This window comes from Corallococcus sp. M7 (assembly GCF_054512695.1).
Genome location: NZ_CM137252.1, coordinates 6804616 through 6828158, shown reverse-complemented (window position 1 = coordinate 6828158; position 23543 = coordinate 6804616). Strand labels below are relative to the sequence as shown.

At 70.7% G+C, this 23543-nt stretch carries 3 protein-coding genes (1 of these 3 running past the window's edge); all 3 read left to right on the top strand.

The genetic code is table 11. The features are described from left to right. Tightly spaced (each overlapping or abutting the next), the 3 genes in view from ACX114_RS27275 to ACX114_RS27265 form a layout consistent with a single transcriptional unit that may run on beyond the window. Positions 1 to 21079 carry the 3' portion of an Ig-like domain-containing protein gene (locus ACX114_RS27275; RefSeq protein ID WP_459289227.1) on the top strand. Its footprint begins 8609 nt before the window's first position, so only the last 21079 of its 29688 coding nucleotides appear in the window; its start codon lies off the left edge, out of view; the stop codon is at positions 21077 to 21079. Continuing rightward, positions 21079 to 22701, top strand: a complete 1623-nt coding sequence (locus ACX114_RS27270; protein WP_459289225.1) for a hypothetical protein — start codon at positions 21079 to 21081, stop codon at positions 22699 to 22701. Before ACX114_RS27275 ends, ACX114_RS27270 begins: the two co-directional genes overlap by 1 nt. Next, the gene (locus ACX114_RS27265; RefSeq protein WP_459289223.1) at positions 22698 to 23543 is read left to right on the top strand and encodes a peptidylprolyl isomerase; all 846 of its coding nucleotides are present in this window, start codon (positions 22698 to 22700) and stop codon (positions 23541 to 23543) included. The genes ACX114_RS27270 and ACX114_RS27265 overlap by 4 nt, the downstream gene beginning before the upstream one ends.

Genomic DNA, 23543 nt, shown 5'->3' with positions numbered 1-23543 from the left:
GCGGCTGAGCCCCTTCAACTCCGGACGGCTGGGGCCCCTGGCGGTGGATGCGACGAACCGGGTGGTCGTGGGGGCCCAGGGAATCAGCAGCGTGGAGGTGGCCCAGGGGAACGCGCTCGTCCTCGCGCAGCTTTCCACCGGCGCCATCCAGCGCCTGTCGCACGTGCCCTTCACGGCCGCGCCGACGGCGGTGGCCTTCCAGGGCAACCACGCGCTGGTGCTGACGCCCGCGCACACCACGCCCGACAGGCTGTACATCCCCCCGCTGCTGTCGGTGGTGTCGCTGACGTCGATGCAGGTGGTGGGCAGCGTGGACCTGCCGGGCAATGACGTCCGGGACGTGGTGGTGAAGGACCGGCTGGCCTACGTCGCCAATGGCACGGCGGGCGTCGTGGTGGTGGAGCTGTCGGATCCGGCCCTGCCCCAGCGCGTGCGCACGGTCCCCGTGGTGGGGGAGGGCGGCGCGCGGGGCGTCTTCGTGTCCGGGAACCTGCTGCTCGTGGCCGCCGGGAGCGGCGGGTTGCGCATCCTGGACCTGCGCAATCCCAAGCTGCCCATGGTGTCGCCGGAGAACAGCTTCGTGGCGGTGCCGGGTGCCGCCAACGCGGTCTCGGCCGTGGGCACGCGCGCCTTCGTGGCGTGCGAAGGGGCAGGGGCATACCTGGCCGAGGTGGACTTCTCGCGGCCGGAGGCGCCGAAGCTCGTCTCGCTGTTGTCGCACGCTCCGCGGCGCGCGGACCTGCTGGCCACGGGGCTCGAGTCGGTGAGCGCCTCCGGGAACCTGGCGCTCGCCACCAGCGCGCTGACGGACCAGGACGCGAAGCCGGTGAAGGGCATGCTGTCGGTGTCCACCTTCGCCGCGCAGGGGCCGGGGACGACGCTCGTGCGCGCCAACCTCCCGCGCGCCGCCCAGGTGGTGGGGGCCGCGAGCGGCGCGGTGACGGTGATGGACAAGGAGCTCGTGCGCTTCGGGCTTCAGCGGATGGTCGTGACGTCCGTCACGCCGGAGGACGGGGCACGCCAGGTGCCGGTGTCCTCCGACGCGGTGACAGGCGTGAAGCTCGACGTCTTCCTGTCGGAGGTGATTGACGAGGCCAGCGTGAAGTCGGGCACGGTGGTGCTGCGCTCGGGGGACCCCCTGCTGGGCCCGGTGGTGCCCATCACAGTGGACGTCACGGACCGGCGGCTGCGCGTCCGCCCCAGCGGGCCCCAGGGCCTGGCGCTGGCCACGGAGTACTTCCTCACGGTGGACAAGGACCTGGCGTCCACCCAGGGCTGGCCCCTGGGCACGTCCTTCCGCACGCGGTTCACGACGCGCGCGGCGAACGCGGAGCCGCCATCCGTGGCGCTCCTCACCCCTGCCTCAGGAGCGCAGGAGGGGGGGACCCTCGTCACGCTTTCGGGCTCGAACCTGGCGCCCGGTGCGCGCGTGTTCTTCTCCGGCGTGGAGGCGACCGACGTCGTCGTCGCCCAGGGCGGCCTGTCCCTGACGGCCAGGACTCCGCCCAGCGCCGAGGAGGGCGCGGCCACGGTGACGGTCGTCAACCCCAGCGGCCTGGAAGGGTCGCTGTTCGGTGGCTTCCTCTACCTCAAGGTCCTGCACGTGGACTTCGTGTCGCCCGCCACCGGTCCGCTCGCGGGTGGCAACACGGTGGAGTTGACCGGCGCGGGCTTCCAGCGTGGCGCGACCGTCAAGGTGGGCGGCGCGCCCGCCACGCAGGTCCGCGTGGTGTCTCCGGGCCTCATCACCCTGATGGTCCCGCCGGGCGCGTTCGGTCCCGCGGACGTGGTGGTGACGAACGCGGATTCGAAGAGCGTGGTGGCGCCCGGGGCCTACCTGTACACGGACCTGGGCGTGTCGTCCTCCGTGAGCCGGCACATCCCCTTCGGGGAGGACGACCCGCGGCCCATCGACGAGCTGCCGTCGGTGCCCCCCATCAAGGTCGCGCTGTCCGGCGGCTTCGCGTGGGTGCTGTCTCCGACGAACGTGATGGCGTCCGCGCAGGACGTCGCCCAGCTGATGGACAGGAGCACCCACGGCGCGCTGTCGCTGGTGGACGTGTCCGACCCGGCGCACGCGAGCCTCAAGGGGTTGGCCGGCATTCCTCCGCCGTATCAACCGGTGGCCCTGTCCGTCCGGGGCTCGTACGCGTACGTCGTGGCGAACGGGGCGTCGCTCCAGTACGTCGACGTCGCGGGCGAGGGCGTCCCGTCGTTGCTCGTCTTCGACGCGGCCAACCCCGGGCAGCCCAAGCTCAAGGCGACCTTCCCGTCGGTCGGAGAGGCGAAGGGGCTGGCCATCGCCGGGGACCTGGCGCTGATGGCGGCGGGGTCTGGCGGCGTGGCGCTGTACTCGCTGCAGGACTCCGCCCGGCCGGTGCTGCTGGGCACGGTGACGCAGTTCCTCTTCGGTGGGCAGATGCGGTCGCCCTCCATCGAGGACGTCCAGGTGTCCGGCCACCATGCGGTCCTCACCGCGAAGGTTGGCTCCGACGTGCGGCTGCTGGTGGTGGACCTGTTGAAGCAGGACCTGCCGGTGTTGGGAGAGCTCACCGGGGGCTCCAGTGACACGGCCGTGTCCGGCCGCAACGGTCTGAGGGTGGTCTCGGAGTCGCTGCGCACGCTGTCGCTGGCTCAGCCCAAGCGGCCCCGTGAGGCGTCACCGGTGGTGCCGCTGGTGCGCGGCATGAAGTTCACGAACGCCGCGATGGGACCGCACCTGGGCGTGGCGTCCGCCTACGGGCCGTCCGCCCTGGTCCAGGTGCTCCTGGCCTCGGAGCCCTCGCGGCCCCAGTCCGTGAACGCGGTGGACCTGTATCCCGCGACGAAGCTGTCGGACGTGGCGGTGGCCGGTGGCCTGGTCGTGGCCACGGTGAAGGAAACGGCGGGACGCGTGGGCCAGGCCGTGGCCCAGGACGCGGTGAGTGTCGTCGCCATGCCGTTCCCGGTGGTGACCGGCAGCACCCCCGCGGACGGCGCGGATGACGTGCTCGTGACGATGCCGCTGACGGTGACGCTCAACCGCCCGGTGGCCAATGCCACGGGCTCCACGGTCCGCCTGGTGCTGATGGATGGCTCCGCCGACGGCAGCCCGGTGACCACGGAGGTGGCGTCCGCGGGGACCACCGTGACGGTTTACCCCGTAGGGGCGGGCCTCCAGACGGGCAGGACGTACCAGCTGCGGATCGACGGGCTTGTCGGGACGGACGGCGCCCCCATGCCGGGGCGCTATGTGGCGGAGTTCAGCACCGCCGCGCACGAGGACGAGCCCCTGCTCCAGGTGCACAGCGTGTCGCCGCGTCAGGGCCCCGCCGGGGCCGAAACGGAAGTGACCCTGACCGGCATTGGTTTCAGTTCGAGCCGTGACCTGGAGGTCTCCTTCAACGGCAAACCGGCGACGGTGCTCCAGACCGACCCTGGAGGGACCTCCGTCAAGGTCAGGGCTCCCAAGGGAACGGCGGGCGCCGCCACCCTCACCGTCCGGCGAGCCGGCGGGCAGCACGTCGAGCTCATCGGTGCCTACCTCTACGTGGATCCGCTCGACCTGCTGGCGGTCGCGCCGGCTCGGGGCCCGTCTTCGGGTGGCACGCGCGTGCTCCTGTCGGGCAAGGGCTTCTCACCCAACGGCACGGTGCAGGTGCGCTTCGGGACGAAGCTCGCCAACAACGTGCGGGTGCTGGGCCTGGGGCTCGTGGAGGCCTTCACGCCCGACGGGCTCCGTGGCCCGGTGGATGTGACCCTCCGTCAGTCCGAACCCACGAGCCCGGATGTCTTCACCGAGGACACGCTGGTCAAGGGCTTCACCTTCGATCAGCCGACGGGCTCCGCCGTGCCGCTCTCCCGCGCGTTGCGTGATGTCGCGGTGACGGGCGATTGGGCCTTCGCGGTGGGAGACCACTCGCTGGACGTCGTGAGCCTGGCGGGGCGCTACATCGTGGCAGGCGAGATGGGGGACAGCATCCCGTTCGACCAGCGCGGCGGCCTGGTGGACAGCAACAAGGACGGCAGGGACGACCGCGTCGCCGCCCATCTGGAGCTGCCCGGGGAAGCGACGTCCGTCGTGTACGTGCCCGGCTCGGCGTCCAGGCCGCACCTGCTCTACGTCGGCCTCGTCCGCAGGGACGACGACGACGTCGCAGTGGGGGGCTCGGTCGCTGTCGTGAACGTGAGCAATCCGTTGGCGGGGGTGTCGCTGCTGCGCACGGTGCCCGTGGGGCTCCACGGCGTGTTCGGCGTGGACGTGCATGACGAGCGCCTGATGGCGGCGGCGGCGGCCAGCGGGTTGCGCTCGTTCGACATCTCCGTGGAGACCTTCCCGGTGCACACCGCGGACGCGAACCCCGGAGCCCAGGCCATCGCGGCCTGGGGAAGCAAGGCCGTGGTGGGCACGGGAACGCGGGCCGCGGACTTCAAGGTGAGCGGGGGGCAGCTCCAGGTCTGGAACGTGGAGGCGACGCCCGCCAAGGTCCCCGAGCTGTCCGTGCCGCTGTCCATCCAGCGCATGCGGATGCTGGGGGACGTGGCGGTGGTGGCGGCGGGGGATGACGGCCTGGTGTTGGTGGACGTGTCGCAGCCGGAGTTGCAGCGGCTCGCCACGCTGGACGTGCACGGGTTCGCCTGGGACGTCCGGCTCTCGGGGCGCCTGGCCTACGTGGCCGCGGGCGCCGCGGGCGTGGCGGTGGTGGACCTCAATGACCTGCTGAACCCGAAGCTGCTCTACCACGTCACCGGCAGCCAGGGCGGCGACGCCCAGGCCGTGGCGACGGCTGGAGGCCGGCTGGTGAGCGCGCGTGATCGCGGCGTGCTCGGCTGGTCGCTGGACTTTGGCGACGCGTCGGAGCTGTCCGTCGCCAGCGCGAGCGTGGCGGAGGGCGAAGTCGTGCCCACGGACCTGCCGTCCGTGCTGGTCAGCTTCTCCGCGGCCGTGGACGCGGACTCGGCCATCCAGGCCTTCTCCCTCACGGCCAATGGCGTGCCCGTGCCCGGCCTCCCCCTGGAGGTCGGCTCATCCACGGAGCTGCGCAGCACGCTGACGTTCCGTCCGTCCGGGCCGCTCCCGGCGGGCGCGGCGTTGAAGCTGCACGTGTCGCAGGCGGTCCACACCCCGGGCGGCAGCGCGTCCCTCATCGCGCCCTTCTCCGTGTCGTTCCGCACGGCGGACCAGGCGGGAGCCATTCCGGTCATCTCCCAGGTGGTGCCCCGCGTGGGGCCCACCTCCGGAGGCAACCGCGTGGAGGTGCTCGGCAGCGGCTTCGAGCCGGGCGTGACCGTGATGGTGGGCGGAGTCTCCGCGCAGGTGATGGAGTGGTCTCCCACACGCCTGCGGGTGACGGTGCCCGCGGGGGCCGTGGGGCTGGCCGACGTGGAGCTGACGCAGTTGTCAGGCCTGGGCGCGCGCAGGGCGGGCGGCTACCTGTACGTGGCGCCGCTGCAGGTGGGCCAAGCGCTGCCGCGCTTCCTGAACCCGCGCGGCAACAGCACCGTGCGGGTGTCGGGCAACGGCTTCCTGCCCGCGTGGGCGGACGCGCTGGGCGCCACGCGCGTCCTGGTGCGCGGCCTGCCCGCGTCGTCCGTGTCGGTGACGTCCTTCACGGAGCTGACGGCGTTGGCGCCGCCTGGCTCGTTCGGCGCGGCGGATGTGACGCTGGTGTCGCCGGACGGCCTGTCGCGCGTGCGCTCGACGTCCGAGGTCGGCTACGGCCTGGCGTTCTCCGGCGAGGAGAGCGTGGTCTCGGCCGCGCCGCACGCGCTCGTCGCCAACCCGGAGGACCCCTTCCAGGTGTTCGCGGCGGCCGGCGCCAGTGGCAACGGCAACAACTTCCCGCAGAAGTACACCGGCGCGCTCACCGGTGAGGGCTCCATCCCGGAGTCGTACCGGGCGCTGGTGTTCGACGCGTCCAAGCCCGGCCGCCCCCTGGCGTCGGGCGTGGCGATCGTCGACCCGCCTGACGCGCTCGTGGACCGCTTCTTCGCCACGCGCATGGGCTTGCTGGGGAAGGTGGATCCGCCGGACGTGGAGGTGATGCCGGACTCGCTGGACGTGGCGGTCCGTGGAGGCCAGCTGCTGGTGGCCAATGGCCAGAGCGGCCTGGTCGTGCTGGATGCGACGCAGAGCCTGAAGTTGACGCTGCTGGGCCAGGCGCCGTTGGACATGGGGACCGCGGATACGCCGCCGCTGGCCACCCGTGTGCTGCCGACGCCCACGGGCGCGTGGCTCCTGGGCACCATCCTCACCATCGATCCCAAGTCGCAGTGCCCCGGCCGTCCGAAGGCCCATGGCACCGACGGCAAGATGGTGCTCTACGACACGCGCGTCCCCAGCGACCCGCTGCGCATCGGTGAGCTGGCGCTGGACGAGGACGTCTTCGGGGCCACCTTCTCCGGAGGCCGCGCCTTCGTGGTCACGGGCGTGCACGAGGGTGTCTTCAACTGCGCGACAGGTTCAGGCCCGTTCGCGCTGCCCCCGCCGCCGGAGAACTCGCTCATTGGCCATGCCACGGGCGATCATGCGAACCCGTTCGAGGGCTACTCGCCGCACGGCCGGCTGCACGTCTTCGCGTCGGACCGTCCTGGGGCGACGTCCCAGTCGATCCTCGCGGACTCGGCCCTGACGGACGTGGTGGTGGTGGGCGACGTGGCCATCGTCGCCGCGGCGGACAAGGGGCTCCTGTTCTTCGACGTGTCGGATCCGCAGGGCCCGACGCTTCAGAAGACGCTGCCGTTCAATGAGGACATGTCCAACAGGCCGGGCCATCCGCAGCGCCTGCGCCTGCTGGGCGACATGCTCTTCGTCGCCGCGGCCGAGGGCGGCGTGGTGCTGGTGGACGTGGCGGATCCGCTCAATCCGAGGCTCGTGAGCGGCGGCAACGTGGAGCCGGCACTGGACGTGGTGGCGGTGGAGGACCGCCTGCTGCTGGCGGGAGGCCCGACGCTGACGGAGCTGTCGGTGCCGTTCCTGTACGTGACGGGGATGGAGCCCGCGCGGCGGTCGCTCGTTCCGCCCGAGAACGTGGCGCTGACGGTGCGCTTCAACCGGCCGCTGGCCGCGCCGTCCTTCACGGACAGCAGCGTCCGGCTGCTGCTCCTGCCCGGCGCGGGGGGCGCGCCCGGCGACACCGTGGACGTGACGCTGGAGGCCGACGGCGCGGTGCTGACGGTCCGGGCGGAAGACGCCCTGTTGCCGGACCGCGACTACCAGCTGTCGGTGGACACCTCCGTGACGGATCAGCGCGGCGGTGCGTTGCTGATGCCGTTCCAGCTCGCGTTCCATACGGCCGCCACGGGGAGCCGGACGCCGAGGATCGCCTCGGTGTCGCCCGCTTCCGCCTCCATGGCGGGAGGAACGCCCCTGACCGTGGTGGGCGAGCGCTTCACCGGCACGTCCGAAGTCCTCGTGGGTGGCAAGCCCGCGGTCTTCACCGTCAACAGTGACACCGAGCTGCGAGTGGTCGCTCCGGCGGCCACCGTGGCGGTCCCCGCCGACCTGGAGGTGCGCAACGCGGGTGGCCCGGTCGCGGTGCTGCCGTCGTCCGTGCTGTACCTGCAGCCCCTGGAGGGGATTGGCATCAGCATCTCCCCGGACCATGGGCCGGTGGCGGGCGGAACGACCGTGTCGGTGTCCCTGTCGGGCCCGGGCCTGGCGCCGGGGACGCGCGTCTTCGTGACTCCCCGCTGGCAGGATGTGGAGACGACCCAGAAGCTGGACGTGGACGTGCGCGACCTGTCCTCGCTGCGCTTCGTCTCGCCCAGGGTGGACCACCCATCGCTGGTCCCCGTGTGGATCGCCCGGCCGAACGAGACCCCGGTGCAGGTGGGGCTCTTCGCGTATGACATGCCGGTCGGCAGCTCGCTGGACCTGCCGGGCTTCCCGCCGCGCGTGGCTTCGGAGATCTCCCTGAAGGGAGACCAGCTCGCGGTGGGCGTGGCCAACGCCGGGTACTGGGGGTTGGAGCTCTTCGACGTGAAGGTGGAGGAGTACCCGCTGCGGCTGGGCGGGCTGTCCACCCTGGCGCCGGTGCGTGGCCTGGACCTCTCGGGCTCCCTGGCGTTCCTGGCCATGGATTCAATGGGGCTCCAGGCGGTGGACGTGTCGCGGCCGGAGAAGCCCTTCCTGGTGGCGGGCGGAGACACGACGGGCTCGCTCGCGACGAGCGTCCGCGTGGAAGGAGAGCGCATCTACGTGGGCGTCACGGACCCCACGGCCGCGTGGGGCGGCGTGCGGGTGTTCCAGGGCGTGGGCCCCAGGCTGACCGGCGTGGAGACCGTGTCGCTGAACACCGACGTGCTGGCGCTGGAGCTGGGGACGGATCGCTTCTACGCGCTCACGTCGTCGGTGGCGGCGGGGAAGGGCCCGGGCCTGAACCTCTCCATCCACACCCGGACCGGTGCCCAGGTGGGGCACGTGGCGGTGTTCTCCGGTGAGCGCACCTACGAACAACTGGTGGCCAGCCGCCTGCTCGTGCGCGCGGGCCGCGCCTACGTGACGGTGGGGACGAAGCTCTACGTCTTCGACCTGTCCACTGAGAGCGCGCCCAGGATCCTCCAGTCGTCGGACCTGGGCAGCCCGGTCATGGGCCTGACGTTCGTGGGTGGCTCGCTGTTCGCCTCCACCTCGTCGGGGAACACCGTTATCGAAGTGCCGCCCTCCGAGCTGCTGGCGGTGGAGCTGTCGCCCGCGCCTGGCAGCGTCGTGCCGACGAGCCAGGCCATCCAGGCGCGCTTCAGCCTGCCGGTCAACGCGGAGACGGTCACGAGCGCCACGTTCCAGGTGGCCGTGAACGAAGGCACGGGCTGGAGCGATTATGCGTACGGCACGTACGACGTCGTGTTCGCCACGCGCGGCTCGACGGCGGTCTTCACTCCGGATCCAGCGCATCCCCTCCCGCTCGGAGCGCAGGTCCGCGTGCGGATCACGACCGACGTGAAGGGCTTCGACACGCGCTCGCTGGCGGCGCCCGTGGAGGCGTACTTCACCATCGCCGGCCCGGGTGCGATCCAGCCAGTCATCAGCGCTCTGGAGCCCGCCTCCGGGCGGACGAACGTCACCACCGTGGTGACGCTCACGGGCTCCGGCTTCCGCGCGGACGGTCTCACGACGGTGCGGGTGGGCGGTCAGGCCGCGGCGGTGACGTGGAAGTCCCCGACGGAACTGGAGCTCGTCGTGCCCCCGGCCATCGCCGCGGTCGCTGGACCCGCGATGGTGGAGGTGGTGGACGAACCGTCGGGTCTGGTGGCACGGCGCCTGGGCGGGTTCCTCTATCGGGATCCCCTCCAGTTGGTGGCCCTGTCGCCCTCGCAGTCGCCGCAGCAGGGCGGCGTCCTGGTCAAGCTCACCGGCCATGGCTTCGCGCCGGGCATGACCGTGACGTTCGGTGGAACGGCGTCGTTCGACGTGCGCGTGACGTCCATGGAGAGCGCGGAGGCGAAGGCGCCGCCGCATGCCTCCGGCCTGGTGGATGTGACCCTGGGGCTGTCGGATCAGCCCCCGTCCCTGGGGCTGCCGTTCCTCTATGGAGCGGGAGCGGTCTCCCAGTTGCCCTCACTGCCCGTGGCGCACGTCCTGGTGGAGGGGGGCGTCGCCTATGCCGCGCTGGGCGGAGAGACGGCCATCACCAACGTGGATGGCTCGGTGGTCTACGACGCCTCGAAGGCCACGACGCAGGGCGGACTGCTCGTGGCCCGGCTGAACGAATTGCCCACGCTGCGCGAGGAGACCACGGTCACCTTCAGCGCCACGGGCGGTGGCCGGCGGCTCGCGAAGGCGGGGTCCACGCTCTACATGGCCGCGGGTCCCGCGGGCGTGATGCGCTGGAACGTGGCGACGCCTGCTTCGCCGCAGCCCCTGTCCTCGCTGCCCGTGACGGGTGAGGCCTTCGACGTGCTGGTGAAGGACGACCTGCTGTTCGTCGCGGACGGGGCGGGCGTTTCGATGTACCGGCTGGGTGAGACGGCCACGCCGCTGCCCGTGGGCCAGCGGCTGCTGACGGGGGGCGCCCGCGCGATGGTGCTCCTCGGCTCGAACCTGGTGGTGGCGGACGGCAACACGGCCGCGCCCCTGCTGCATGTGCTGGACGCGTCGAAGGGCTCGCTGGCCAGGATCGGTGACGGCTTCGGCTTGAGCGTGCCGGCGCGGCACCTCACCGTGAGCGGCACGCGGGTGTTCGCGTCGCTGGGCAAGGCGAAGCAGGTGCAGTTGGTGGAGATGGCGGATCCGCCGCATCCGGCCTCGGGCGGCGTGCTGGTGCTGACGGATCCGCTGGGCCGCACGTGGATGTCCGCCGAGCAGACCTGGGTGGCGGGCGGCGTGGCGTACGTCTCCGCGGGTGGCGGCAAGGTGCAGCGCTTCGCGGTGCCGGTGGGCGGCATGCCCGTCGCCCTGGAGCGGATGCAGGTGGTGGGCGACGCGCGGACGGCGGCCTTCACGGGTGACTACCTGCTGGTGGGCACGCTGCTCTTGAACGTGCAGGGCTCGCCGGTGGAGCTGCCGCTGTCCCAGGCGCCCTCTGGAACGCCCGTGCTCGCGGGCTCGCTGTCGGTCGTGGAGCTGGACCACCTGGAGGTCGTCGGAACGACGCCTTCCGAGGGCGAGACGGTGGCGGTGGGCACGGCGCCCCGGGTGCACGTGACGGCGCTCGCGGACCTCAATACGGCGCAGGGCGTGACGTTGTCGCGGATGACGGGGACCGGCGACGAGGCGGTCAAGGTCGCGCGGCGCATGGAGGCGACGACGCGTGGCTCGGACGTCGTCCTGGAGCCCTATGCTCCGCTGAGTCCTTCCGCGCAGTACCGGCTGCACGTCGGCGCCACGTTGGCGGACCTGGCCGGCGGCGAGCTGGGCACGGACGTGGACGTGCGCTTCAAGACGGCTTCGCTGGTGTCGGCGGAGCTGCCGGAGCTCGACTCCGTGGTCCCGGCGCATGGCCTGGAGGCGGGAGGCAATCAGGTCACGCTCACGGGTGAGCACTTCGTGGCGGGCTGCACCGTGAAGTTCGGCGGCGCTTCCGCGACGGGGGTCGTGGTCGCCGCCGACGGACGCAGCGTCGCGGTGACCGTGCCCGCGGGCGTGGCGGGACCCGCGGCCGTGGAGATCATCAACCCGGGCGGCCTGTCCGTGATGAGGCTGGGCGCCTATCGCTACCTCCCGGAGCCCGTGCTGACAGCGGTGTCGGCGACGTCCGCGCCGTTCAACAGCCAGACGTTCATCACGCTGACAGGGCAGGGGCTGTTCGGAGGCAGCCGGGTGTACTTCGGCACGGTGCTGGCGCCCGTGGTCGAGCTGCTGTCGGCGACCGAGCTGCGCGTCCGCGTGCCGGACAACGTCACCGGCTCCGTCACGCTGCGCGTGGCGACACCGGGGCCGGACACCACGGAGCTGAGCGCCGTCTGGCCGGGTCCGTTCACGTTCACGTTGGAGGAAACCGGAACGTCATCCCCCGGCGCCGATGCGATGGCGCGCGTGGGGGACAAGCTGCTGGTGGCGCGAGGCGGCCAGTTGGTCGTTCGTGGACTGGCCGCGAACGAAACGCTGTACGAGATCGACGGGAACGACGTCCCCGGTGTGCCCAACGCCACGGCCCTGACCGTGAGCGGGAACGAGGCGTTCCTCGTGGGACCGGGCCTGCTCGTGCGCTACGCGCTGGGGGCCTGCGCGACCTCGGAGCTTGACGAGTGCATGCCCCAGGAACAGGAGCGGGTGTACCTGGCGCCCCAGGGTGTGGTGCCCATGGCCATCGTGGCCTCGCGCGACGCGGCCTATGTCGCGGTCGCGGGCGGCAGCGAGGTGTCGCTGCTGGGCCGGGTGGACGGAGAGCTGCGCGTGGTCGCCCAGACGTCCCTGTCCGGTGGCACGCTCCGGGCCCTGGAGCGGGTCCAGGGCGCGCTGGTCCTGTTGGTGGACCAGGGGAACACGTCGCGGTTGGAGCTGCGTGACTTCTCGGACGGTCAGCTCTCCCTGAAGGGCTCCTTGGAGGACCTTCCGGCGCCCGCGTGGTCGATGGCCGTGGAGGGCAACCAGGTCCTCCTGGGCCTGGGAACGGGCATCGAGTTGGTGGACGCGACGACGCCCGACGAGCCCCTGCGGGTGGGCCATTGGAACTCGCAGACGCCGGGCAACGACGCGCTGTCCGTGGCGCTGTCAGGCCCGTGGGCGTGGGTGGGAGGCCGCACGCGCTTGTCGTGGGTGGACACCACCCAGCCTGACGCGGGCGTATTCCAGGAGCGCACCTGGGCCCCGACGACCGGGGTGCCGGGCGCGCGCACCCTGGTGGTGGGAGGCGTCGCTGTGGCGGCCAACGGCTCCACGATGAAGACGTTCCACCTGCCGTACCCGGTGACGGTGGCGACGGTCCCCATGCCGGGCGGCGAGCTGCCTCGGGGCGGCACCGTGTCGATGACGCTGTCGTCCTTCCTGCCCCAGGCCGTGGCTTCGGCGAGCACGCTGGTGATCAAGCCCGACAGCGCTTCGGGGCCCGTGGATGGAACGGTCGTCGAAGTGGGGTATCTGCGTGGCTATACGCCCGTGCCGTCCCTCACCGTGGGGACCGTGTACGTGGCCGAGGCGCAGCTGGCTGCTTCGGGAGTGGTGGGGGGCACCCTGCGTGGGCCCTGGCGCTTCCCGATCGTGGGCGGCGCGGACGAAATCCAGATGGGCCTTGCGTCGGTGGTCCCGGACCACGGTGACGTGGCGGGCGGGACGTCCGTCCTGCTCACCGGTTCCAACCTGACCGCCGTGTCGAAGGTCCACTTCGGTGGCACGAGCGTCGTCCCCGAACCGGGCCGTTCCGCGACCGCGTTGCAGGTCATCACTCCGGCCACGACCGTCGCCGGTCCGGTGACGGTGGCGCTCGAGGCCGCGGGGCAGCCGTGGCTGCGCTGGGATGGTGCGTTCACCTACGTCGCCCAGCCCTTCGTCAGCGCGGTGGCGCCCACGGTGGTGGCGCTCGAGGGTGGCTCCGTGACGTTCACGGGCGGCCGGTTCACGCGCGGGATCTCCGTCTTCGAGGGGACGACGCCCGTGGAGATCGTCTCCCTGACGGGCACGTCGCTGACCGTGAAGGTCGCAGCGGGTCCTGCCGGGCTGGTGCCGCTGCGGCTGGAGTCGCCGGGAAGCGCGTCCGTGTCGCTGGCGTCGCTGGTGAGCCGCGCGGATCTCAAGCCGCCGGCCGTGGTGTCGTGGTCGCCGGCAGGGACGCAGGGCGGACAGAGCGTGCCCGTGGCGGCGCAGTTCACGGTCCGCTTCAACGAGCCCATCGCTTCCGCGAGCGTCGCGCAGGCGAAGCTCACCCGGGTACTCACGGGGCTCCCGGTCGCGTCGACGGTGACCGCGGCTCCGGATGGCCTGGGCCTCACCCTGGTGCCGGCCGAGCCCCTGGCGCAGACGACGCAGTACCAGTTGAGCGTGCAGGGCGTCACCGACCTGGGGGGCAACGTCCTGTCCCAGGGCGGCACGGCGACCTTCCGCACCGTGGATGGCGTTCCGCCGCAGGTGGAGCTCATCGCGAAGGACTCGGGCCGCCCGGTGGTGACAGGCGACCGGTTCAGCGCGGGGACGCCGTGGACCTTCGAGGTCCGCGTGACGGACGACTCGGGGCAGGTCTCCGGCCGCAAGCTGTCCGTGAATGGTCAGAACCTGAGCGGGAGCAACGGCCTGTTCACGTACACCTGGCCCGCGTCGCCGTTGGGGAACTCGCAGCTGGTGGCGTGGGCCCAGGACGCGGCGGGCAACGTCACGGAGCTGCCGCCCATCACCATCCAGGTGGTGAACGACCTGCCGCCGACGGTCACCTTCACGGCGCCCGCGGTCGCGCAGTTGACGCTGGAAGAGGGTGCCTCGCTCGCCGTGGCGGTGACCGCCACGGACAACTCGAGCGTGAGCAGCCTGGAGCTGCGGCTCGACGAGGCTTCGCTGAAGCTCGTCCTGAACCCCACGGGCCCGCTGACGTACACGCTGAAGGCACCGCGGGTGGGCTCGGGGCCGGAGACGCACGCGCTCACGGCCCGTGCCCAGGACAATGCCCAGCTTGTCGGCAGCGCCGCGCCCGTGATGCTCACGGTGACGCCGGACAGCACCGCGCCGGTGGTGGCCTTCCTGGCGCCGAGCGCCAACACCCGCGTTCCTTCGGGCATGCCGCTGGACATGCGCGTCAGCGCCACGGACACCAACACCGTGAAGTCCGTCCGCATCACGAAGGACGGCGCGGACCTGGAGACCCTCCAGGGGCCCAACTGGTTGATGCGGTGGACCGCTCCGGTGGTGACGCAACCCACGCAGGTGACGTTCGTGGCCCACGCCCTGGATGAGCGGGGCAACGAGGGGGTGACCCAGCCCCTGACGGTGACGGTGGAGCCCGCCGACGCGCCGCTCATCAGCATCACCAATCCGAACCCCGGCTGGACCTACACCGAGGGAACCGATGTGACCGTGTCGGCCACGGTGGCCGCGCCCGCTGGTGTCAAGGAGGTGCGGCTGTCCCTGGATGCGCAGGAGCGCGTCCTCGTCGCGTCGCCCTGGCAAGCCACGTTCAAGGTTCCTCCCGTGGATGCCGCGGGAGGCGTGGCGATGGTGCGTGCCCGGGTGAAGGACAACGCGGGCCTCGAGGCCACGTCGGTCCAGCAGCTCCAGATCGTGAACAGCAACGCCACTGCGCCGACGTTGACGCTGCCGGTGGAGTTGGAGGGACCGGTCTTCGCCGGTGGCGCCTCCGTGGCCGCGCTGGCCACGGCCACCCAGGGGGCCACCGTCGAGCAGCAGCTCTTCGTGGCGGATGCGGGAGTCGCGACGGGGGCGGCGGGGAACGTCCTGCCCCTGGGGCCGGAAGGCGCTCCTGTTCGCGTGACGGTCCAGGCCGTGGGCCTGGGCGGAACGGTGGACGCGGGCGTCGAGGGTTCTCTGGCGGAGTTCGCGCAGGGCCCGGCGGTGCGCTCCACCCTGGAGGGGACCGCCAACGTGACGGCCCTGGCGTTCCAGGGCGCGGACCTGTTCGTCCTCCGGGATGATGCCGGCGGTGGCGCCGAGGTGGAGCGCCGGAACCGCGCGACAGGCGTGTTGGTGTCGCGGCGGTCGCTGGAAGGCACTCCCTCGGGGCTCGCCGTCCTCGGCGACCGTCTGGCGGTCGTGCTGCGCTCGGCGGGGAAGGGAACCCTCGCGCTGCTGTCGGCGGAGGACCTCTCCACGGTGGGCAACAACGTGGCGCTTCGCCGCGAGCCCACGTCGGTGGGGGCCTACCGGGGCGGCTTCGTCGTCGGAAGCGACGACGGCCTGGAGTCGTTTGATCCGAAGGGGACTCCGCGCGCGCACCTGCCGTTGGGGAACGTGACGTCGCTCTCCATCCAGGGTGACTGGCTGTACGCGCTGGCGGACGCGAGCCTGTTCGCGGTCGACTTGACGGTGCCTCCCGCGCCGAAGCAGGTCGCGCAGGTGCAGACGGCGGGGGTGGCCGTCACGGCCCTGGGCGCTGGCCGGGCCTGCGTGGTGGGCGCGGCGGCACGCTGCTTCGCGCTCTCTGGAAGCACGTTGTCTCTGGTGGGGGAGAAGACGCTCGGTGGCGCGGCGACGTCGGTCGCGGCGCTGGGCCCGTGGCTGCTGGCGGGCTCCGACACCGGGCTGACGGTGCTGGACGCGCGGACGGCGCCCCGGATCGCGGGCGTCTATCCGGCGGTCCAGGGACGCGTCATCGCAGCGGGCAACACCGTTGTCGCGGCGAAGGGGACGTCGCTGTCCCGGCTCACGCTGGAGCGAGGCTCCACCGCGCCCGTGCTGACGCTTTCGCTGGCCTCCACGGCGGCCGCGGGCGCCCGGCTGCCGTTGACGACGACCTGGTCGGACGGCGTGATTGCGTTGAATGCGTTCACCGCCGAGCTGAGCGTGGGTGGGCGTGTGGTGCAGGTGCTCGACAATGCCCTGCCGACGTCGGTGGACCTGCCGCTCGCCCTGGGCGGGGTCCAGGTGTCGCTGCGGGTGTGGGACCTGGCGGGCAACGAGGCCCAGGCCTCGGGGACCGTGACGCTCGTGGACGCCGGCACGGGACCGGTGCTCCTGTCGCTGGGGCTGCCCACGACTGTGCTGGAAGGAACGGAGTTCCTGGTGCGCCCGGAAGCGGCGGCGCCGAACCAGGTGGACCGGGTGGAGGTCTCGGTCGCGGGAGGCACGCCCGTGGTCTTCAGCGCGCCCGCGTGGGCCGGAATGCTGAAGGCGCCGCAGGTCACGCAGGATGGAGACGTGACCATCACGGCCGTGGCGGTGGACGTCCAGGGCCGCCAAGGCCCCGTGAAGCAGGGCTCCGTCCGGGTGCTCAACGACACGGGGACCGCACCGGCGGTCAGCAAACTGGAGCTCGAAACCCCGTCCGCCATCGTGGAGGGGACTCTCGTGCGGATGGTCGCCGAGACGACTCCGGACACGGCCGCGGAGGTCCGCTTCCGGCTGCTCGGCGCAGGCCTGCCCGTGGATCAGCAGCGCGTGAAGGTGAAGCCCTACGTCGCCTCGCTGTTGATGCCGCAGGTGACGGGCAGCACCCCGGTCGTGGTTGAAGCGGTCGCCGTGGATGCCTCCGGTCGCGAGTCCGTGCCCCGCACGTTGCAACTCACCGTAGTGGATGACACCACGCCTCCGACCGTGAAGCTGGACGTGGAGCCCACCGCGGGCCGCATCGCCGCGGGCAGTCCGCTGCTGTCGAAGGTGAAGGCGGAGGACGCGGCGGGGGTCGTGCGCATCCAGCAGGTCCTGAAGCTGAACGGGACCTCCGTCGCCACGGGGAGCGGCGTGCTCCGCTATGTCGTTCCGGAGTCGACGCCCGTGGGCGCGGAGCTGAAGCTGGAGGTCACTGTCACGGATCGCGCCGGACTCTCACCGTCGCTGACGCCGACGGTGTGGACGGTCGTGGCGCCCATCACGCCCCAGCAGGGCACGCTGTTCGCGCAGGGCTTCGAGGGAGCCGAGCAGGTCGAGGTGCTCGAGGACCGCGTCTATGTCCGCACGGCCACGGGCTTCGCGGTGGGACAACTGACGCGAGGGCCCGTGCCTTCGCTCACGCACCTGGGAAGCTTCACCTCCGCGGCCCGCCCCCTGTCCATGGCCATCCGGGGCAACCTGGTGCTCCTGGCCTTGGGTGAATCAGGCCTGGACGTCGTGGATGTGTCCTCGGGCACGGCTCCGCGGGTCGTGAGTCATCTGTACCGCCCCTTCTCGCAGGTCTTCTCGTTCGGGAAGTGGGTTTGGGCCAACAAGGGAACGCTGCCCGCGGAGCTTCCGCAGTACATCGACCTCGACGAGCCCGCGCGGCCCGTCGTGACACCGTCCTACTATGGATGGGGCTCCGGGACGCTGCTCGCGGGTGGACGGGACGGCTACCTGAACCGCCTCGCCAACAATCGCGTCCAGATGCTCTTCCGGCTCAACCGGTGGCCTACGAACATCACGGATGCCTCCTTCCTCGTGCCAACCGAGGAAGCAGTCATCACCGCGGAGCGGGATGGCAACCGGCTCGTTGTCGCCACGGACAAGTTCCTTCGCATCCGGGAGTTCTGGGATGGAGGCGACTTCTCCGTCCCGCTCAGCGCGGCCCCGCGCGCGCTGCATGTCGTCGACGGGCTGGCCTATGTCCTGTGCGAGGACGGCTTCCTGAGGGTCATCGACGTGCGCGAGCCCATGACCGTGGCCATGCTGACCACCTCGGCCATGGAAGCCCGCGACCTGCAGGTTTCGGGTGAGGTCATGCTCTCCGCGAGCGGTTCGGGCGTCGAGTTGCGGCGCCTTCCGCAGCGGCAGGAGTCCGTGCAGACCGCTCCGTCCGCGACCCTCACCGCGACCCCCGCCCCCCTGGGCCTGACGGCCTTCCACGAGGGCGTCCTCGTCGCGGCGGGCAGCGCGGGTGTCCGGCAACTGGGGCTGTCGAAGCCTGGAATGCTGGAGGCCCTCAAGAGCCTGCCCTGGTGGAACAACGCAACCCAGGTCGAGCACTCGGGGGGCTACACGTATGTCTACTATGGAAATTCGCTCAATCGCGCCAACGACCGGGGCAATGGAAACGTCGAAACCGTGACGTCGGGGCTGGGTCAGCTGGGTCAGCTGTCTCGCTTCAGCGTGTCACCCGGACGCGCATGGGGCCTCAACGCCCGGAAGGTCTCCAGCATCGCGATGCTTCCGGACACGGGCGCCGCGTCGCTCGACCTGGGCGTTGACGCGATGGATGTCTCTGGCGATGAGCGAAAGGCGGCGGTGGCGCTGGGGACCGCGGGCTGGACCCTGGTGGGCGTGGACGGCTCGGGCGGTCTGCGCCGCTGGGCGACGCACTCCGAGCTTCCCGTCCAGGCCCTGGCGCTGGATGACACACTGCTGGTGACGGGCAACACGTCGGGCCTGACGATCTGGAAGGTGACGGATGCGGGCGGCGTGTCTCGGAAGACGGTGCCCACCGCGGGCGCCGTGACCCGCGTCCGGCTCCATGGCCGCCTGGCCATCGTGAGCGAAGCGGCCAGCGGCGTGCAGCTCTTCGACCTGACGGACCCGGATGCCCCGAGGCTCGTGCAGACAGTGCCGGCCGGGCGCGCGGACGATGCCGTGGTGGTCGGTTCGGATCTGATCGTCGCGGACGCCTACCTGGGCGTCCGCCGCTTCCCGGTGGACTCCCTGCGGGCCGCGCCATCGGTCCGCATCGCGTTGCCGCTCCCTGGGACGGAAGTGGCCGCGGGCGCGGAATACCTGGTGATGACCTCGGCTTCCGGCTTCGGTCTGAACACCGCCGAGCTGCTGGTGGATGGCAAGTCGGTGGGCGCCCTGGATGACGTCATGTCGCAGGCCATTCCATGGGTTCCCGTTGGCAGCAGCGCAGGGTCGGAGGTGTCGCTCCAGGTGCGAGTGCGTTCGTCCAACGGCACCTTCGCGCTGTCGGAGCCCGTACGCATCCGGGTCGCAGCGGCACCGGTTCCGCAGACTCCGTTGTCGCTCCGCTTCAGCAACGTCTACGGGACGACCTACACGTCCGGCTCGTACGGAACGGTGGACGTGGTGGGTCTGGGCGCGGTTGCTCCAGCACGCATCCGCCTGACGCTGGGAGGCAAGCTCCTGGAGGAATCCGTGACGAACGCGGAGAGCGCGTACGTGACATTCGCCGTGCGGATGCCCGTGACGCAGACCCAGCTGACGCAGGTGCTGCGCGCGGAGCTCGTGGACGGTGCGGGCCGCTCACCGCCACCGGCCGAGATGACGTTGACCATCAATCCGTCCCCGATGTTCACGACGAAGCCTGTCGGTCTGCCCACGGAACTCCGGGCGCTACCGTTCGAGAACGTCATCCAGAGTGCTCCGTTCTACTGGAATGGTGGGCCGTACACCCTGGAGTTGCTGGTGGACGGCGTCGCCGTCGCGTCGGCCGAGCGCCTGACGGCGAACAACAATCCGCTGAGCGTGCGCCACGTGCTGCGCATTCCGCAGTCGCGTCTGGGGCAGAAGATGTCGCTGACCCTCCGCGTCCGCGACCCGCTGGGGCGCACCTCCGGCGACACGGTGGAGTACACCGTCAAGCCTGACGGGATCTCGCCCGAGATCACGAGCTTCACGGCGCCTTCGTCGGTGCGCGCTGGAGACTATGCCCATGTCAGGGTGGGTGTTTCCGATCCGGACAACGACCTGGCGTCGGTAACCCTGCTGCTGAATGGGGTTCCCGTCCCAAGCGATGGCCAGTGGGGCTGGACCTACGGCAGACCCTTCCTCGTGCCTGAGTCGGCGCTGGGCCAGGCGGAACTCACCGCGGTGGTCCGGGACCTCGGCGGTCGGGAAGACCGTCAGTCCTTGTCGATGCAGGTGCTCCCCAACCTGCCGCCTGTCGTGGCGGTGAAGGTGAGCAACAGCTCATCGCTCCATGAAGGCTATCCAGAAGAAATCTGCATGGACGTGGAGGACTCAACCGACCTTGCGAGCGTGGAGCTTCGTTTGAATGGCTCGGTGCTTGTGTCCGAGTCGGACTGCGAGAGCACGGATTGCACTCAAGTCTGCGTGAACGTTGAGCACATTCCGTCCTCGATGAGCCTGACCGCAACGGCCGTGGATGCATTGGGGGCGGTGGGCTTCGCGCCGCCGACCTCCTACGTCGTGGGCGCCAACAATCCTCCGACGGTGACCCTGGAGACGAGCTACCTGTTCGCCGGGCAGGCCACGACCGTCCGGGGACGTGTGCTGGATGAGTGGGAGAGCGTGGACTGGGCCGAGTTCAGCCTGGATGGCGCCCCCTTCAAGCGCATCAATGGCGCCTCGTCCGATGGTGACTACGACTCATACGTGACGGCGTCGGTCATCGCGCCTGTCGAAGGGACACATGAGCTCCGGCTGGAGACCAGGGACTACTCGGGACTCGTTACAAGCGTCTCCCGGAATGTGTACGTGGTGCCGGTGGGCTCGGGGCAGTCCTGCTCGCTCCCTGTCCCCCTCAGGGATTCGCAGACCTACCTGTCCTGGTCCTACACTTCGGATGCCTATTCGCGTTGCGGCGACAGCGCAGGCACGTGGGTTTCGCTGCCATTCGATGGCCCTTTGAAGAGCCTCACCTTTAGAACCGAGAGCGACGCCTTCGTCGTGGACGATTGCGAGGCAAGCGCCAACCAGTGCTTCGGCGTGGATCAGTTCACGAAGACCGTGGCAGACGTCCCCGCGGGAGCCCGGATCTTCGTGAACAGTCCCTACAACTTCTACGAACCCTCCGTCATCCAGCTCATCAGCGCGCGGCTGGGACAGGATGCGAAGTGCGATCCCGCGTCCACGGACTTCGTCTGTGCCGCGGGCACCTGCGAGCCTGACGCGCAGGGCGTGAACCGTTGCCATTTGCCGGCCTGCATGGACGGCAAGGACAACGAAGCGGCGCCTGATGGAAAGGTGGACTTCCCGTTCGACCCGGGATGCGCGTCCCCCGAGGGTACTTCCGAGGACGACCCGTCTCCGTTGCCTGCCTGTTCGAACGACAGCGACGACGACAATGACGGGCTTGAGGACTTCCCCAATGACCCCGCCTGTGGCTCCGCGGGAGGGTCCCGGAGGTGCCCGGTGACGGTGAGAGTTGTGTCGCGCCAGCGGCCCTCACGTCGTCCGTGATGATGGCTTCCCTGTCGGACGCGGCGAGCGACTTCACGCTGACCTGCGCGAATCCTGGCCCTGACCGCGTCTACGGCTTCCATGTGCCTGGCAATGCCTACGTCACCGCGAAGGCGAGCAACGCCAGCGTGGCACTGCGCTCGCAGTGTGCCGTCGCGAAGTCGGAGCTCAGCTGCGGGGCTGGTGGAGATTGGTCTGACGAGGCATGGGGTGACCTGACGGAAGGCACCTACTTCCTGGTCGTGAGCGGAACCGAGGATTCAGAGTTCACCATCCAGGGAACCCTGGCGTCGGGGGCCAAATGCGCGCAGGCCCCGGATTGGCTCCAGTGCGAAGTCGGCACGTACTGCCTTCCGACCGAAGGGGAACTGCGCTGCCGTGAGGCGGCGTGCAGTGATGGGGAGAACAACGACGACGGCGACGAGATTGAGGACTACCCGCGAGATCCAGGCTGTGAATCCCCGGCGGATGACAACGAAGACGATCCCCCTGTCACGCCTGAGTGCTCCAACGGCATTGATGATGATGGCGTCAACGGCAAGGATTGGCCCAGGGACCCGGGATGTGGCTCCGCGGGTGGCAGGACGGAAGGGGGCGGCACGGGTGAAAGCTGCGAGGGGCCTCAGGTCATCACGGCCGAGTACACCCCGGTCGCGCTGGTAGGGGCGACACGGGATGAGGAACTGTCTTGCGGCGCACCGCTGCCAGAGCGTGTCTTTGGCATCTATCCGCCGAGTGCGGCATTCGTGACCGTCAATGCGCCTACGGCTTCTGTCGAAGTGCGCAAATGGGCGTGCGGCCTGGGCATGACCCCATACGGCAGCAATGGCGTCTGTTCAGCCGCTGCCGGCTCGCCGGATGGCGGGTCGTTCGCCCGGCAAGCGTCGGAAGGCGGCATCCTCGACGGCGGCGCGCCGGATGGTGGCGTGCTGGATGGCGGAACCCCCGCGGGAGGAATCCCGGGCGGTACCTCGCTGGTGGCAATCTCCCAGGTCCAGGGGCTCTCGGATGGTGGAACCCCCAGCCGGGTTTCGGTCCGGGTCAATTCGAATGAATCCTTCTTCATCCTGGTCAGCGGAGCCCAGGACACGACCTTGCATGTCGTTGGCCTGCTCAACTCGAAGGGGATCTGTGATCCGGCCCGTGACTGGTTCAGTTGCCCGGGTGATGAAACATGCGCGCCCGATGGCGCTGGGTACCGCTGCGTTGAGCCTCCCTCGTTGAGAGAGGAGCACAGGGAGTCCCGTGAAGATTCCGTACGTGGTGCCCTTCCCGCCAGTCAGGGAGCAAAGCGCCCGTCAGGTGAACCCAGGGACGCAGGCGTTTCCATCCCGGCATCCGCGAAATCAGATGAGTCCGTGGATGCCCCCGTGCCTCATGTGCCGCGGGACGAGCACGCAGGGGCCCTGGTGATGACCGACGCTGGGACCCTGCTGGCCTCCGTCATGATTGGGGCGGGAGCGGATCTCCACTCCTGGTGGAGCTGGGAATCCGGTGGGGCCTGGCGTGCCATGATGGCGCCGGTCGGCGGTGGGGCCGCTGACCGGATGGATGTCTGGAGTTGCGGTAGCGGTGACTGCGTGGGCGCTTCAGTCCGCGGGTCTTCTGGAGGCGGACAGTGAAGCGGGGGCTGGTCTGGGGAGTGCTGGTGCTGGCGGCGTGTGGGCTGGGGGCGTGCAAGTCGCGGGATGAAGTTGCACGGGTGGGGGACACGTCGGTGTCGCGCGCGGACGTCGCGTTGCGGCAGCAGGAGGGCGGCACGCCGGAGGTGGCGCTGGACGCGGTGGTGGAGCGCACGCTGCTGGCCGAAGCCGCCCGGCGCGACGGACTGCTCGAGGACCCGGCCATCGCGGCCCGGGTGGAGGCGGCCCGCCGCGAGGTGCTCGCCAGTGCCTACGCGGAGGCCGTGGGCGCGAAGGCGTCCACCGAGGAGGCCCTGCGCCAGCGCTACGCGGCACGAAAGGAGGACCTGACCCGGCGCGAGGTGCACGTGGCCCACATCGTGATCTACGTGCAGCCCCAGGCGACCGAGCAGCAGCGCGTGGCGGCCCAGGCGCGCATCAACGACGCCTATGCGCGCGTGGTGGGCGGCGAGGACTTCGCCCAGGTGGCCAGGGAAGTGTCGGAGGATCCGGCCACCAGCGCCCGGGGCGGAGACCTGGGCGCCATGCGTGAGGGCCAGGTGGACTCACGCTTCTTCGACGCGGTGGCGGACCTGAAGCCCGGCGCGCCCTCCGCCCCCTTCGCCACGGCGTTCGGGCTGCATGTGGCCAAGGCGCTGGAGGCTCCGCGCACGGTGACGCCCTCCTTCGAGGAGGTGCGAGGCGTGCTCGCGGCGCAGGCCCGTCACGACGCCGTGCGGGAACGGATGGAACAGCTTCGCAAGGACATCCCCGTGAAGCGCTACCCGGAGCGGCTGTCCACCGCCGGGGCGCCCACGCGGGCCGAAGGGGAGTCGCGATGA

Excerpts from the sequence above, each read along its gene's own strand:
- ACX114_RS27270 (WP_459289225.1), top strand. The coding sequence starts at position 21,079 with ATGATGGCTTCCCTGTCGGACGCGGCGAGCGACTTCACGCTGACCTGC.